Origin of the sequence: Variovorax stachyos (assembly GCF_051400855.1) — a bacterium.
In the GTDB taxonomy this organism is placed as follows: domain Bacteria; phylum Pseudomonadota; class Gammaproteobacteria; order Burkholderiales; family Burkholderiaceae_C; genus Variovorax.
Map to the genome: position 1 here is coordinate 380,475 of NZ_JBLFFN010000005.1, position 14,398 is coordinate 394,872.

A 14,398-nucleotide genomic window follows, 5' to 3' on the forward strand; every position below is an offset into this window, starting at 1 on the left:
GGCTCGTCGGAGGACACCGGAGGGGCGTCCTGGGTGACCACCTAAAATGCGCCGATGGCTTATCTCGTGCTCGCTCGCAAACACCGCCCCAGGACCTTCAGCGAGATGGTGGGCCAGGAGCATGTGGTGCAGGCGCTCGAGAACGCGCTCACGTCCCAGCGGCTGCACCATGCCTATCTCTTCACCGGCACGCGGGGCGTCGGCAAGACCACCGTTTCTCGCATCCTGGCCAAGTCGCTCAACTGCCAGGGGCCCGATGGGCAGGGCGGCATCACCGCCGCGCCCTGCGGCGTCTGCCAGGCCTGCAAGGACATCGATTCGGGCCGCTTCGTCGACTACACGGAGCTGGACGCGGCCTCGAACCGCGGCGTGGACGAGGTCCAGGCCCTGCTGGAGCAGGCGGTCTACAAGCCGGTGCAGGGGCGCTTCAAGGTCTTCATGATCGACGAGGTGCACATGCTCACCGGCCATGCCTTCAACGCGATGCTGAAGACGCTGGAGGAGCCGCCGGAATACCTCAAGTTCGTGCTGGCCACCACCGATCCGCAGAAGGTGCCCGTCACGGTGCTGTCGCGCTGCCTGCAGTTCAACCTGCGGCCGATGGCGCCCGAGACGGTGCTCGAGCATCTCACCCGTGTGCTGCAGACCGAGACCGTGCCGGCCGAGCCGCTCGCGCTGCGGCTGATCGCGCGCGCGGCCCGGGGCTCGATGCGCGATGCACTGTCGCTGACCGACCAGGCCATCGCCTTCGGCAATGGCGAGCTGACGGAAGGCGGCGTGCGCCGGATGCTTGGCAGCGTCGACCGCGGGCACGTGTTCCGCCTGATCGAGGCGCTGGCCCAGGGCGACGGCAAGACGGTGGTCGAGACCGCCGAGGGGCTGCGGCGCGACGGCCTGTCGGCCGCCTCCACGCTCGAGGAAATGACGGCCGTGCTCCAGGCCATGGCGGTGCTGCAGGCCGTGCCATCGCGCGCCGAAGCTGGCGATGCGAGCGACCCCGATGCAGCCGAGACCGCGCGCCTCGCGGCCGCGATGCCCGCCGACGAGACGCAGCTCCTCTACAGCCTGTGCCTCCACGGCCGCGGCGAACTGGGCCTGGCGCCCGACGAGTACGCAGCACTCACCATGGTGCTTCTGCGCCTGCTGGCCTTCAAGCCTTCGGCTGCTGCCGGCGCGGAAAAAAAAACTCTGAATGAAGCCCCCACGGCCGTGCCGGAGCGCGCTCAGGCGCCTCGGCCCGCAGTCGTAGCCCCTCAGCCAATCGCGGCCGCTCAGCCGACGCCTGCCGAATCTGCCGCCGCTGCCGAATCCGGCACAACGCGTGCGGCGCCGCCCGGCCACCGCCTGCCGGTGCGAGAGGAGGGCCGCCCGCCGGTCCACCACCCCGCGCCCGAAGCGACCCCGTCGCCTTCCCAGGTGCTGGCCATGCAGGTGCGCGTGCAGCCGCCGCCCGGGGCGCGCGACCTCGCCCGCGAGAGCGCTCCGGCGCCCATCGAGCCGAGCGAGGAGGGCGACTTCTGGTACGCGACCGTCACGCAGCTGGTGGCGGCCGAGGCGATCACCGCGCTGGCGCGCGAGCTCGCGCTGCAGTCGCAGCTGGTGGCGCGCGATGTCGACCAGTGGCTGCTGCGCGTCGAGCGCGAGTCGCTCAACCAGGCGGGCAGCCGTGACAAACTGCAGGCGGCGCTGGCAACGCTGGGCCATGGCGTGAAACTCGCCATCGAGATCGGCGTGGTGACCGACAGCCCGGCGCGCCGCAACAAGCAGGCGGCCGACGCGCGCCAACGCGAGGCCGAGGAAGCGATCCGCAACGACCCCGAAGTGCAGTCCATGATGCGCGACTGGGACGCCAGGATCGTGCCGGGTACGCTGCGGCCTGCCTGATCCATTTTTTTATCCCTCCAACGACGACAGGACCAACGATGTTCAACAAAGGACAACTTGCCGGCCTCATGAAGCAGGCGCAGGCAATGCAGGACAACCTCAAGAAGGCGCAGGAAGAGCTGGCGACCATCGAGGTCGAGGGCGAGTCGGGCGCCGGGCTGGTGAAGGTCGTGATGACCTGCAAGCACGACGTCAAGCGCATCACCATCGACCCCAGCCTGCTGGCCGACGACAAGGACATGCTGGAAGACCTGGTGGCCGCCGCCTTCAACGCCGCAGTGCGCAAGGCCGAGGAGACCAGCGAGCAGAAGATGGGCAAGCTGACCGCGGGCATGCCCGGCCTGCCGCCCGGCATGAAGCTCCCCTTCTAAGTCTCCGCATGGCGGATTCCAGCGCGCTCGATGCCCTGATCGAGGCCTTGCGCCGCCTGCCTGGCGTCGGCGTCAAGTCGGCCTCGCGCATGGCCTTCCACCTGCTGCAGCACGACCGCGAGGCCATGCAGCGGATGGCGCGCTCCCTGCAGGAGGCGGCCGTGCAGGTGCGGCATTGCGAGCGTTGCAACACCTTCACCGAGGCGCCTGTGTGCAGCGTCTGCCTCGACGCGCGTCGCGACGCCACCAAGCTGTGCGTGGTCGAGACCCCGGCAGACCAGGCGGCGCTGGAACGCACAGGCGCATTCCGCGGCTACTACTTCGTGCTGATGGGCAAGCTGAGCCCGCTCGACGGCATCGGCCCCAAGGACATCGGCCTGTCCAAGCTGTTCGATCGCGCGCTCGACGGCACCGTCAGCGAGGTGATCCTCGCCACCAACTTCACTGCCGAGGGCGAGGCCACCGCGCACGTGATCGGCGAGGCGCTGCGTCAGCGCGGCCTCACCGTGACGCGGCTCGCGCGCGGCGTGCCGGCCGGCAGCGAACTCGAGTACGTGGACCTCGGCACCATCGCGCACGCGCTGGTCGATCGGCGATGAAGCTCTCCTCGTTGACGCTGGCCTACTGGTGCGTGCTCGTCGCTGCGCTGTTGCCCTATCTGGCAGCCTACATTGCAAAGATCGGCGGGTTCAGCCTGCGCGACAACCAGGCGCCGCGCGAATGGATGAGCCGCCAGGCCGGCTGGCGCGCGCGGGCGCTCGCCGCACAGAACAACAGCTTCGAGGGCCTTCCCTTCTTCATCGGCGCGGTGGTCATCGCGCACCAGCTCGGCGCGGCGCAGGCGCGGCTCGACATGCTGGCCGCCGCTTACGTGCTGCTGCGCATCGTCTACGTCGCGCTCTACATCGGCGGCTTCGGCACAGCGCGCAGCACGGTCTGGGCGCTCGCTTTCGCAGTCAACATCGCGATCCTTTTCGTGGGCCGATAGAGGTCTTCATGTTTACGTGGAAACCCGCACGGGATGTTCCCGATGCAGGCAGATGGCGCGCGCCCCTAAGCTCGATTCGAACAACAAGTCCAGAGAGCCCCGAGGGTCCCAACGCATGCTCCACCGCCGAAGCTTCACCGTCGCCGCGACCTTGGGTGCCGCATCGATCGCCGTGCCGCTGTGGGTGCGCGCGCAGGCCAAGCTCGAGAAGCCGAAGATCTCCATCGCGGTCGGCGGCAAGGCAGCCTTCTACTACCTGCCGCTCACCATCTCCGAGCAGTTGGGCTACTTCAAGGCCGAGGGCCTCGACGTCGAGATCTCCGACTTCGCCGGCGGCGCACGCGCGCTGCAAGCGGTGGTGGGCGGCTCGGCCGACGTGTGCTCTGGCGCCTACGAACACACCATCAATCTGCAGGCCAAGAACCAGATCTTCCAGTCCTTCGTGCTGCAGGGCCGCGCGCCGCAGATCGCCATCGGCGTGTCGACCAAGAACATGGCGGGCTACAAGGGCATCGCCGATCTCAAGGGCAGGAAGATCGGCGTATCGGCGCCCGGCTCATCCACCAACATGGTGGCCAACCTGGTGCTCTCGCGTGGCGGGCTCAAGGCCAGTGACGTGAGCTTCATCGGCGTGGGAGTGGCGGCCGGCGCGCTGACGGCATTGCGCTCGGGCCAGATCGACGCCATCAGCAACACCGACCCGGTGATGACCATGCTCGAGCAGAAGGGGGACGTGAAGATCATCAGCGACACGCGCACCCTGAAGGGCACGCAGGAGGTGTTCGGCGGCCCGATGCCGGCGGCCTGCCTCTACGCGCCGGCCGAGTTCATCCAGAAGCATCCCAACACCTGCCAGGCGCTGGCCAACGCGATCGTGCACGGCCTGAAGTGGCTGCAGACCGCGGGCCCTGGCGACATCATCAAGACCGTGCCCGAGACCTACCTGCTCGGCGACCGTGCCCTCTACCTGGCCTCCTTCGACAAGGTGCGCGAGGCGATCGCGACCGACGGCATCGTGCCGGCCGAAGGTCCCAAGACCGCGCTGGCCGCCATCGCAAGCTTCGACCCGGCGGTGAAGCCCGACAAGATCGACCTGGCCAAGACCTACACCAATGACTTCGCGCGACGCGCGAAGGACCGCTTCAAAGCCTGAGTTGCCGTTTTCGCGACCCGGCTCCGGCCGGGTCTTTTTTTATGTCCATGCCCGCCGACTCCGACCACGCGCTCGAACTGCTCGACATCAGCTGCACCTTCCGTTCGAAGGACGAGCGCAGCCAGCGCTACACCGCGGTGGCCGACACCTCGCTGCGCGTGCGCGCGGGCGAGTTCGTCTCGGTGGTCGGGCCCACGGGCTGCGGCAAGTCGACGCTGCTCAACGTCGGCGCCGGCCTGCTCGAGCCGTCCTCGGGCACGGTGAAGGTCTTCGGTCAGCCGCTCTCAGGCACCAACACCCGCGCCGGCTACATGTTCCAGACCGAGGCGCTGATGCCCTGGCGAAGTGCGCTGGGCAACGTGATGCTGGGCTTGCAGTACCGCGGCATGCCCGATGCTGAGGCGAGGACGCTGGCCGAACAGTGGCTGGCGCGCGTGGGGCTGACGGGCTTCGGCGACCGCTATCCGCACGAGCTCTCGGGCGGCATGCGCAAGCGCACCGCGCTGGCCCAGGTGCTCGCGCTGGATCCGGACATCATCCTCATGGACGAGCCCTTCAGCGCGCTGGACGTGCAGACGCGGCAGCTGATGGAAAACGAAGTGCTCGACCTGTGGGCTGCCAAGAGAAAAGCGGTGCTCTTCATCACGCACGACCTCGACGAGGCCATCGCGATGAGCGACCGCGTGGTGGTGCTCTCGGCCGGCCCCGCGACGCATCCGATCGGCGAATTTGGTATCGACCTCGCCCGGCCGCGCGACGTGGCCGAGGTGCGCACGCATCCACGTTTCGTCGAGCTGCACACGCAGATCTGGAGCGTGCTGCGCGACGAGGTGCTCAAGGGCTATGCGCAGCAGCTGAAGAAGGCCGCCTGATGAGCCTGCGGCCGAACGAAGGCAACGCACGCGGCTGGCAGCTCGCGCTGCTGGTGGTGCTGCTGGTGTTGTGGCACCTGGTGTCGCGCGACACGCAGATCGCCTTCTTCCTCGGCGAGCCGGTCAAGGTGGCGGGCCGGATCTGGAGCTGGTTCCTGCCGATCGCGATCGCGCCGAACGCGGTCTTTCCGGACGGCCTTTCCGGCCGCGCCGACATCTACCTGCACCTCGGCGTCACCCTGCTCGAGACCGTGCTGGCCTTTGGCATCGGCACGCTGCTGGGCTTGGCCTGCGGGCTGTGGCTTGCGCTGGCGCCCACTGCCAGCCTGATCCTCGACCCCTACATCAAGGCCGCCAACTCGATGCCGCGCGTGATCCTGGCGCCCATCTTCGCGCTGTGGTTCGGCCTGGGCATCTGGAGCAAGGTGGCGCTGGCCGTCACGCTGGTGTTCTTCATCGTGTTCTTCAATGTCTACCAGGGGGTGAGGGAAGTCAGCCCGGTGGTGCTGGCCAACGCGCGCATGCTGGGTGCCAGCCGGCGGCAGCTGCTGCGCACGGTCTACCTGCCGAGCGCGACCAGCTGGGTGTTCTCCAGCCTGCATACCTCGGTGGGGCTGGCTTTCGTCGGCGCCGTCGTTGGCGAATACCTGGGCTCGGCGCGCGGCGTGGGCTACCTGATCCTGCAGGCCGAAGGCACCTTCGACGTCAACACGGTATTCGCCGGGATCGTGGTCCTCACCGCCTTTGCGCTGGCACTCGATGGCCTGGTGGGCCTCATCGAGCGCCGCCTTATGAAGTGGCAGCCGAAGAGCGGTGAGACCGAGAAGCTCTGAAGGCCTTGCGCAGTTGCGGCGCCGCGCCCGCGGCGTCCCGCGCTAACGCTTCTTCTTGGAGGGCGTGCCGCCGCGCTTCTCGCGCGCGATCTTGCCCGACGAGCCCGATCGGGCTGCCTGCGTGTTCTTGGCGGCACTGGTCTTGACGATGCCGCCGCCGCGCTTGCTGGTCACCACCACTTCGTCATTGTTCCGGCGCGCCGCGACGCCTCGGCCGACACGGTCGGTGCGGGCGGCTCGCACCGGGAGGTAGACCACCACTTGCCCGCCGCGCTGGAAGACATGGCCGGTCTTCACGTCGTTCCATTCGGCGACGCTGGCCGGGCTGAGCCGGTAGCGGCGGGCGATGCTCGCCACGTTGTCGTTGCGGCCGGCCTTGACGACGGTGCGCCGGGTCACGATCTCGGGCTGGAAGCTCAGGTGGCCGGTGTCGGCGACGGTGGCCTGCACGTCCTCCTGCACGCGTGCGCCGCGCGGCACGATCAGTGTCGAGCCGGCCTTGATCAGCATGCGCGGCGGCACGTTGTTGATGGCGCGCAGGTCGGCCTCGCTCATGCCCGAGCGCTGGGCGGCGTCGGCGACCGTCATCGTGGTAGGCACGGTCCACGCGGTCCAGCTCGCGTACTGGCCCTGGGTGTAGGCCTCGAAGTTGCGCTGGAACACGGCGGCGTTGTCCCAGGGCAGCAGGATCTCGGGCGTGCCGGCGGCCAGCAGCACCGGCTTGTGGGCGGAGGGATTGAGGGCGCGGAAGTCCTCGATCTTCACGTCGGCCAGCTTGGCGGCGAGGGCGACGTCGAGGTCGCGCTTGAGCGTAACGGTCTGGAAATAGGGGTGATTGGCGATGACCGGCAGGTCGGCGTTGAAGCGCTCCGGGTTGGCGACGATGTTCTTCACCGCCTGGAGCTTGGGCACGTAGTACCGGGTCTCCGCCGGCATGTTGAGGTCGGTGTAGCCGGTGGGCAGCCCGGCGCGCTGGTTCCTCGCGATGGCGCGGCTCACGCTGCCCTCGCCCCAGTTGTAGGCGGCCAGCGCAAGGTGCCAGTCGCCGAACATGCCGTAGAGCTTCTGCAGGTAGTCGAGCGCTGCGCGGGTGGAGGCGATGACGTCGCGGCGGTCATCGCGAAAGACGTTCTGCTTCAGGTCGAAGTCGGTGCCGGTCGCGGGCATGAACTGCCACATGCCGGCGGCCTTGGCGCTGGAGACGGCCTGCGGGTTGAACGCGCTCTCGATGTAGGGCAGCAGCGCCAGCTCGGTGGGCATGTCGCGGCGCTCGAGTTCCTCGACGATGTGGAAGATGTAGCGGCTCGAGCGCTCGGTCATGCGCTGCATGTAGTCGGGCCGGCTCGCATACCACTGCTCGCGGTCGCGTACCAGCTCGCTGTCGAGGTCGGGCATCTTGAAGCCGCGGCGGATTCGGTCCCACATGTCGGCCGGGGCGGCCAGCGTGGCGACGGAGCGCGACCGGGCGCTGCCGGAGGTGATGGGGGTCAGCGGCCCTCCGGGGTAGACCGGGGCCGCGGCAGGGCTCGGTGCGGCGGGCGCGGTGGACGCGGTAGATGCAGTGTCGGGCGTGGTCGACGCAGGGGAGCCCGTGCCGGTGGTGCTCGCGCAGCCCGCGAGCAGCAGCGAGCCGGCAAGGCAGGCAGCAAGGATGAATTTCATCGAAAGTCGTTTTTCCATTGGCGCAGTGCGGCGAACACCTCGGCCTCTCCGCTGTGCGGGGAGAGGCTGGCATGCGCGCGGACTGCTTGCAGGACAGCGGCTTCGCGGCTGCGAAGAAAGGGGTTGATCTGGCGTTCGGTGGCGAGCTGCGAGGGCAGCGTCGGCTCGCCGCGGGCACGCAGTGCCTCGCACTGCGCCGTGTACTGGGCCAGCACGGTGTTGCCGGGCTCGACGGCGTGTGCAAAGCGAAGGTTGGCAAGCGTGTATTCGTGGGCGCAGCACACGCGGGTCCCGCCGGGCAGCGCGGCCAGCGCGTCGAGCGAGGCCAGCATCTGCGCGGGTGTGCCCTCGAAGAGCCGGCCGCAGCCGCCGGAGAACAGCGTGTCGCCGCAGAAGACGAGCGGGGCCGGTGCGCCGGCCGCGGTGTTCGCCGCATCGGCCGGCAGGAAGTAAGCGATGTGGCCGGCCGTGTGGCCCGGCACTTCGATCACTTCGAAATGAAGGCCCATGACATCGGCATGGTCGCCCTGGACGAGGCGCGTGACAGGCTCGGGAATCGTTTCGCGCGCAGGGCCGAAAACGGGCGCTCCGGTGGCGTCGCGCAAGGCCGCGACACCCCCGGTGTGATCGGCATGATGGTGCGTGACTAGAATCGCGGCCAACTGCAGATTGCCGCGAGCGAGCGCATCGAAGACCGGCGCGGCATCTCCCGGGTCGACCACGATCGCATCGTGCCCATCCTGCAGCATCCAGATGTAGTTGTCGGCGAAGGCGGGCAATGGAACGAGCTTCATGAGCGGTCAAATTATAGGTTTGCACGAGTGGTTCCAGACGCCTCCAGGCCGCTACCTGCTGGCGTGGGAGCAGTCGCGCTTCGACCAGGCGGTGGCGGACGTCTTCGGCTACCACGCGCTGCAGCTCGGCGTGGCCGAGGTCGACGGCCTGCGCACCAACCGCATGCCGCACCGCTGGCTGGCGCTGGACGACCCTGCCGCCGCCGCCAAAAGTGCCGCGCTGTTCACCGACTTCACGGCGCTGCCGTTCTCGGCCAACAGCCTCGACCTGGTGGTGCTGCCGCATGCGCTGGAGCTCAGCCACGATCCGCACGGCACCTTGCGCGAGGTCGAGCGCGTGCTGGTGCCGGAGGGCCGGGTGGTGATCTGCGGGCTCAACCCGGCCAGCCTGTGGGGCATGCGCCAGTGGCGTGCACACCTCTACAGACGCCTGGGATTCGGCGAACTGTTCCTGCCCGACTCGGGCGACTTCATCGGCTACAGGCGCATGCGCGACTGGCTGCGCCTGCTGAGCTTCGAGGTCGAGTCGGGCAACTTCGGCATCTACCGGCCGGCGGTGCGCAGCGAGGCCTGGCTCGAGCGCTGCCGCTGGTTCGACACTTTGGGCGAGCGCTGGTGGCCGATCTTCGGCGCCGTGTACTTCCTGGTCGCCGTCAAGCGGGTGCGCGGCATGCGGCTGCTGTCCGCCGAGTGGCGCCGCGCGGCGCAGCGCGCGAGCGCGCCGGTGCCCATCGCGGGCAAGGTACACCGGGGCCATCACCATCCGCATCACCGATCACGACAACGACAAGGAAACGGTTCTTGACCGAAGTACAGATCTACACCGACGGCGCCTGCAAGGGCAACCCGGGCCCTGGAGGCTGGGGCGCCTGGCTCAAGTCGGGGACCACCGAGAAGGAGCTTTTCGGCGGCGAGCTCAACACCACCAACAATCGCATGGAGCTCAAGGCGGTGATCGAGGGCCTGCGTGCGCTCAAGCGGCCCTGCAAGGTGATCCTCTACCTGGACAGCCAGTACGTGCGCATGGGCATCACCGAATGGATCCGCGGCTGGAAGGCCAAGGGCTGGCTCACCTCGACCAAGCAGCCGGTCAAGAACGCGGAGCTGTGGAGGGAGCTCGACAAGCTGGTGACCGAAGGCGGCCACCAGATCGAATGGCGCTGGGTGCGGGGCCACTCGGGCGACGTGGGCAACGAGCGCGCCGACATGCTGGCCAACAAGGGCGTGGAGCGGGCGCTGGGGCGGCTCTAGAGCTCGGCCGGCCGCGTGACGAGGCGCTCCGGCGCCTCCAGCACTTCGCCCATGCGGGCGCGGAACAGCAGTTCGTCGGTATGGCGCAGGCGGCGGCTGATCTCGCGGCCGATGTTCATCTGGATCAGCGCGAACTGCGCGGCGTCGTGCTCGAACAGGCGCAGCAGGTTGTCGGGCGTGATCCGGATGGCGCTGCAGTCCTCGTCGGCGCGTACCGACGCGCTGCGCGGGAACAGGTCCAGCAGCGCCATCTCGCCGAAGCAGTCGCCCGGCCCGAGCCGGCGCAGCAGCAGGCGCTGGCCCTCCCAGCTCTTCGACACCGTCACGCGGCCGCGTTCCAGCACGTACATGCCGTCGGGCAGGTCCCCCTCGTGGCAGAAGTAGTCGCCTGCGGCCACCTCGATCACCGGCGCGGGCTCGAGCAGGAACTCGATGGCCGCAGCGTCGATGGCGCCGAAGATCGGCATCTGCTGCATCAACTCGATTCTGGCTGCGAGCATGCGCGTCTCCTGCGCGGCCCGGGGGTCGCTATCCTGGTGTGCTAGATCACACCCTCGAACATCATCACGTCGACCAGGTCGCCTGCGGCCACGCTGCCCTGCGCATGGTGCAGCACGACCAGGCCGTTCGCCTCGACCATCGAGCTGAGCACGCCGGAGCCCTGGTTGCCGGTGATGCGCACCTCGGGCAGCGAGCCCGGCACCCGCTCGACGCGGCCGCGCTGGTATTCGGTGCGGCCCGGCTTCTTGCGGATCGCATCGACGCTTTTGGCGCGCAGCAGGGGCGGCGGCGCGCAGCCCTGTTCGTGGCATCCCATCATGCGCAGCAGGGCCGAGCGCACGAAGGCTAGGAAGGTGACCATCACCGCGACAGGGTTGCCGGGCAGGCCGAACAGCACCGCCGTGCGGCCGGCCTCACGCGGCCTGGGAATGAGCCCTACCGCCATCGGCCGGCCCGGGCGCATCGCCACCCGCCAGAAGGCCATGTCGCCCTGCTGCTGCATCACGGCGCGCGTGTGGTCGGCCTCGCCGACGCTGACGCCGCCGCTGGTGATGATGGCGTCGGCCTCGGTCGCGGCGCGCCGCAGCGTGTCGGCCAGCGCGGCCGGGTCGTCGCGCACCAGGCCCAGGTCGATCACCTCGCAGCCGAGGCGGGTGAGCAGGCCGAACACGGTGTAGCGATTGCTGTCGTACACCGCGCCTTCCCGCGGCAGCTCGCCCAGGCTCAGGATCTCGTCGCCGGTGGAGAAGTAGGCCACGCGCAGGCGGCGCAGCACCGGCACCATCGGCAGGCCGAGGCTGGCCACCATGCCCAGCGCGGCGGGCGACAGGCGTTCGCCGCGCAACAGGGCAGGCTCGCCCTGCTGCAAATCCTCGCCGGCCAGGCGGCGGTTGTCGCCGCGCCGCAGGGCCTTGGCGGGAAAGCGCACCTGTTCGCCATCGACGAAGCAGAACTCCTGCGGGACCACGGTATCCAGGCCGGCCGGCATCACGGCGCCGGTCATGATCTTGACGGCGTCGCCCGGCGCCAGCATGCCGCGCCAGGCCGCGCCGGCAAGCGCGGTGCCCACCACGCGCAGGCTCACCGAGGCGTCGCTGGCAGCGTCGGCGGGCAGCAGGGCGCCGTCGAAGGCGAAGCCGTCCATGGCCGAGTTGTCGTGCGGCGGCACGCTCACGGGCGAGATGATGTCCTCGGCCAGCACGCGGCCGAGCGCGTCGCGCAGCGCGATGTGCTCGGTCTGGGTGACGACTGCCGATTGCGCGAGCCGGGCGAGGAAGCCCTGCACCGCATCGACGCCGAGGGCCTTGGGGTCGTAGCCGGCCAGTTCGGCAGCGATCTCGGCAATGCGGCTCATCGAACAACCTCCGCCCTGCGGGCTGCGGTGCCATTCGCCTTCGGAGCGGCCGTGCGGCTCATGAGAAACAGCGAGTCAGCGTCGCTGGCCTTCGAGCGCGTGCAGCTCGGCCAGCGTGTTGGCGTTGAAGAACGCGTCGGGCGCATCGCCCGGCCGGTCGAAGGGCACCAGCGCCGTTCGGTGCTGGGCCGTCCAGCGGTCGATCTTGCGGCCGCCCTCCTGCGTGAAGCGCACCAGGCTTTCGAGCAGGCTGGCGCGCAGCAGGCAGAACACCGGCTGCGGCCGCAAGGCGGAGGCCCCGTCCGCTTCGGCCGCGGCCTCGGGGGCGTTGACCATGGCGATCTCGGTGTCGTGCGCCAGCAGCGCCTCGCCGAGCCGCGCGGCCAGGTCGAGGGGAAACAGCGGGGTGTCGCACGGCACGGTGAGCAGGTAGGGCGTCTCGCAGCGCTCCAGCCCCGTCAGGAAGCCCGCCAGCGGCCCCGCATAGTCCGCCAGGCCATCGGGCCAGACCGGCACGCCGAAGGATTCGTAGGCCGCGATGTTGCGGTTGGCATTGATCATCAGCTCGCCGACCTGCGACTGGAGCCGCATCAGCGCATGCAGCGCCAGCGGCGTGCCGTTGAAGTTCTGCAGCCCCTTGTCGATGCCGCCCATGCGCGAGCCGCGGCCGCCGGCGAGGATGAGGCCGGTGATTTCGCCGGCAGCGATGGTGGCGGGAGCGCTCATCGTGCGGTACTCATCCGCCGATGTAGCTCATCTCGACGCGGCGCGCGCCGCTGGCCGCCTCCGTGTCGGGGCCGCGCAGCGCGCGCAGCTCGGAGTAGCGATCGGCCCGGCCCTGCCAGATGTGGCCGATAGCAGAGGCGATCCGCGCATCGTCGGCATCGCCGCGCAGCAGTGGCCGCAGGTCGTGGCCACTGGTCGCGAACAGGCAGAGGTAGAGCTTGCCCTCGGTCGACAGGCGCGCGCGCGTGCAGTCGTGGCAGAAGGCCTGCGTCACGCTGCTGATCACGCCGATCTCGCCGCCGCCGTCGCGGTAGGCCCAGCGCTCGGCGGTCTCGCCGGGGGCCGTGGCCTCGAGCGGCACCAGGGGAAATTCTTCGGCGATGCGCTGCAGCACCTCGGCCGAGGGCAGCACCTCGTCCATGCGCCAGCCGTTGGTGGCGCCGACGTCCATGTACTCGATGAAGCGCAGCACGACGCCGGTGCCGCGGAAGCGCCGCGCCATCGGCAGGATCTCCTGCTCGTTGGTGCCGCGCTTGACCACCATGTTGACCTTGATCGGACCGAGCCCGGCGGCGTGCGCCGCATCGATGCCGGCGAGCACCTCGGCCACCGGGAAGTCGACGTCGTTCATGCGGCGGAACACGGTGTCGTCGAGGCCGTCGAGGCTGACGGTGACGCGCTGCAGGCCGGCCGCCTTGAGCGCAGCGGCCTTGCGCGCGAGCAGGGAGCCGTTGGTGGTCAACGTGAGATCGAGGGGCTTGCCTTCGGGCGTGCGGATCGCCGCGAGCTGTTCGACCAGCAGCTCCAGGTTCTTGCGCAGCAGCGGCTCGCCACCGGTCAGCCGGATCTTGCGCACGCCGTGCGTGGCGAAGATGCGCGCCAGGCGGGTGATTTCCTCGAAGCTCAGCAGCGCGCTGTGCGGCAGGTACTGGTAGTCCTTGTCGAAGACTTCCTTGGGCATGCAGTAGCTGCAGCGGAAGTTGCAGCGGTCGGTGACGCTGATGCGCAGGTCGGTGAGCGGGCGCGAGAGCCGGTCGAGCAGCACGCCCGTCGCCGCCACCGCGTGCTCCGGCAGCGCCGCGCCGCGTTGGGCGCGGCCGATCTGGGAGACGGGGACGATGTGCTTGCTGCTCATGGGGAAGGGCAATTTACCCCATTGCGGGGCTTGGCGCCCCTGCCGCCGGAATAGCGGCTTGCTGAAAGCGGACATCCGAAAGCGAAGCTCCGGTCCTGTCCCAGTGGCCTACACGCAGCGCGCGCCGTCGACCTCGATGCAGACGCCGCTGATGAAGGCGGCCTCGTCGCTGGCCAGGTACAGCGCCGCGTTGGCGACGTCGAGCGCGGTCGAGAAGCGGCCGAGCGGGATGGTGGCGAGGAACTTGGCCTTGCGCTCCTCGGTGATCGGGCCGCCGGCGAACTCGGCCGCGAGGCCGGTGTCGGGGTTGAACACCGGGTTGATGCAGTTGACGCGGATGTTGTCCGGCCCGAACTCCGCGGCCAGCGACTTGCTGGTGGTGATCACCGCGCCCTTGGAGCCGTTGTACCAGGTGAGGCCCGGGCGCGGACGCACGCCGGCGGTAGAGGCGATGTTGATGAAGGCGCCGCCGCCGTTGGCGCGGAAGGCCGGCACCGCGTGGATGGTCGAGAGATAGATGCTTTTCACATTGACCGCGTAGCAGCGGTCGAACTCGTCCTCGCTGACCTCGAGGGCCGGCCGGTTGCGGTGGGTCCAGCCCGCGTTGTTGACCATCACGTCGAGCTTGCCGTGGCGCTGCACGGCGGCGGCGACCAGGGCCTGGACCTCGGCCGACTTCGTGACATCGGCCGCGAAGAAGGAGGCCTTGCCGCCCGTGCGAAGGATGGCCTCGACCACCTGTTCGCCGAGCGCGGCGTTGATGTCGTTCACCACGACATGCGCGCCTTCGGCCGCCAGGCGCTTGGCAATGCCTTCCCCGATGCCGCCGCCGGCGCCGGTCACGATGATGGATTTGTCTTTGACGCGCATTCCT

At 69.2% G+C, this 14,398-nt stretch carries 16 protein-coding genes; 9 read left to right on the forward strand and 7 right to left on the reverse strand.

What is annotated here, in order from left to right:
• The first annotated feature begins 54 nt into the window (after positions 1-54).
• The 7 genes from dnaX (at position 55) to ACMGEZ_RS12285 (ending at position 6,101) form a co-directional block, all read left to right on the forward strand.
• On the forward strand, positions 55-1,884 hold the full coding sequence (gene dnaX / locus ACMGEZ_RS12255; protein WP_436822529.1) for a DNA polymerase III subunit gamma/tau: 1,830 nt from the start codon (positions 55-57) through the stop codon (positions 1,882-1,884).
• Between the two features lie 38 nt (positions 1,885-1,922).
• Positions 1,923-2,255: a YbaB/EbfC family nucleoid-associated protein gene (locus ACMGEZ_RS12260; RefSeq protein WP_012747441.1), complete on the forward strand. Its 333-nt coding sequence runs from the start codon at positions 1,923-1,925 to the stop codon at positions 2,253-2,255.
• Positions 2,256-2,263: 8 nt separating this feature from the next.
• Positions 2,264-2,854, forward strand: a complete 591-nt coding sequence (gene recR / locus ACMGEZ_RS12265; RefSeq protein ID WP_436822530.1) for a recombination mediator RecR — start codon at positions 2,264-2,266, stop codon at positions 2,852-2,854.
• Positions 2,851-3,243: an MAPEG family protein gene (locus ACMGEZ_RS12270; RefSeq protein WP_436822531.1), complete on the forward strand. Its 393-nt coding sequence runs from the start codon at positions 2,851-2,853 to the stop codon at positions 3,241-3,243. The genes recR and ACMGEZ_RS12270 overlap by 4 nt, the downstream gene beginning before the upstream one ends.
• Before the next feature lie 115 nt (positions 3,244-3,358).
• Positions 3,359-4,396 (forward strand): ABC transporter substrate-binding protein, encoded by a 1,038-nt coding sequence (locus tag ACMGEZ_RS12275; protein ID WP_436822532.1) that lies wholly within the window; start codon positions 3,359-3,361, stop codon positions 4,394-4,396.
• A 47-nt stretch (positions 4,397-4,443) separates the two neighbouring features.
• The gene (locus tag ACMGEZ_RS12280) at positions 4,444-5,268 is read left to right on the forward strand and encodes an ABC transporter ATP-binding protein (RefSeq protein ID WP_436822581.1); all 825 of its coding nucleotides are present in this window, start codon (positions 4,444-4,446) and stop codon (positions 5,266-5,268) included.
• Entirely contained in the window at positions 5,268-6,101 is an 834-nt protein-coding gene (locus tag ACMGEZ_RS12285; protein WP_436822533.1) for an ABC transporter permease, read from the forward strand. Before ACMGEZ_RS12280 ends, ACMGEZ_RS12285 begins: the two co-directional genes overlap by 1 nt.
• A 42-nt stretch (positions 6,102-6,143) precedes the next feature.
• Here ACMGEZ_RS12285 and ACMGEZ_RS12290 read toward each other — a convergent pair whose 3' ends face one another.
• Both ACMGEZ_RS12290 and gloB read right to left on the reverse strand, forming a co-directional pair.
• Positions 6,144-7,763, reverse strand: coding sequence for a transglycosylase SLT domain-containing protein (locus ACMGEZ_RS12290; RefSeq protein WP_436822534.1), 1,620 nt, complete (start codon positions 7,761-7,763; stop codon positions 6,144-6,146).
• The gene (gloB, locus tag ACMGEZ_RS12295; RefSeq protein WP_436822535.1) at positions 7,760-8,557 is read right to left on the reverse strand and encodes a hydroxyacylglutathione hydrolase; all 798 of its coding nucleotides are present in this window, start codon (positions 8,555-8,557) and stop codon (positions 7,760-7,762) included. Before gloB ends, ACMGEZ_RS12290 begins: the two co-directional genes overlap by 4 nt.
• A 19-nt stretch (positions 8,558-8,576) precedes the next feature.
• Here gloB and ACMGEZ_RS12300 point away from each other — a divergent pair, with 19 nt between their 5' ends.
• Entirely contained in the window at positions 8,577-9,362 is a 786-nt protein-coding gene (locus tag ACMGEZ_RS12300) for a class I SAM-dependent methyltransferase (RefSeq protein WP_436822582.1), read from the forward strand.
• Positions 9,359-9,808: a ribonuclease HI gene (gene rnhA / locus ACMGEZ_RS12305; protein WP_436822536.1), complete on the forward strand. Its 450-nt coding sequence runs from the start codon at positions 9,359-9,361 to the stop codon at positions 9,806-9,808. Before ACMGEZ_RS12300 ends, rnhA begins: the two co-directional genes overlap by 4 nt.
• On the opposite strand, the gene ACMGEZ_RS12310 is transcribed toward rnhA, so the two are convergent.
• From ACMGEZ_RS12310 to ACMGEZ_RS12330, 5 genes are all read right to left on the reverse strand, one after another.
• Entirely contained in the window at positions 9,805-10,308 is a 504-nt protein-coding gene (locus ACMGEZ_RS12310; RefSeq protein WP_436822537.1) for a Crp/Fnr family transcriptional regulator, read from the reverse strand. The two genes, rnhA and ACMGEZ_RS12310, sit on opposite strands and share 4 nt — an antisense overlap.
• Before the next feature lie 41 nt (positions 10,309-10,349).
• Positions 10,350-11,663, reverse strand: a complete 1,314-nt coding sequence (gene moeA, locus ACMGEZ_RS12315) for a molybdopterin molybdotransferase MoeA (RefSeq protein WP_436822538.1) — start codon at positions 11,661-11,663, stop codon at positions 10,350-10,352.
• A 75-nt stretch (positions 11,664-11,738) separates the two neighbouring features.
• Positions 11,739-12,389: a molybdenum cofactor guanylyltransferase MobA gene (mobA, locus tag ACMGEZ_RS12320; protein WP_436822539.1), complete on the reverse strand. Its 651-nt coding sequence runs from the start codon at positions 12,387-12,389 to the stop codon at positions 11,739-11,741.
• 10 nt (positions 12,390-12,399) lie between these two features.
• Positions 12,400-13,524, reverse strand: coding sequence for a GTP 3',8-cyclase MoaA (gene moaA, locus ACMGEZ_RS12325; protein ID WP_436822540.1), 1,125 nt, complete (start codon positions 13,522-13,524; stop codon positions 12,400-12,402).
• A gap of 108 nt (positions 13,525-13,632) precedes the next feature.
• A complete protein-coding gene (locus tag ACMGEZ_RS12330; RefSeq protein WP_436822541.1) occupies positions 13,633-14,394 on the reverse strand; it encodes an SDR family oxidoreductase in 762 nt (253 codons plus the stop codon).
• Between the last annotated feature and the right edge of the window lie 4 nt (positions 14,395-14,398).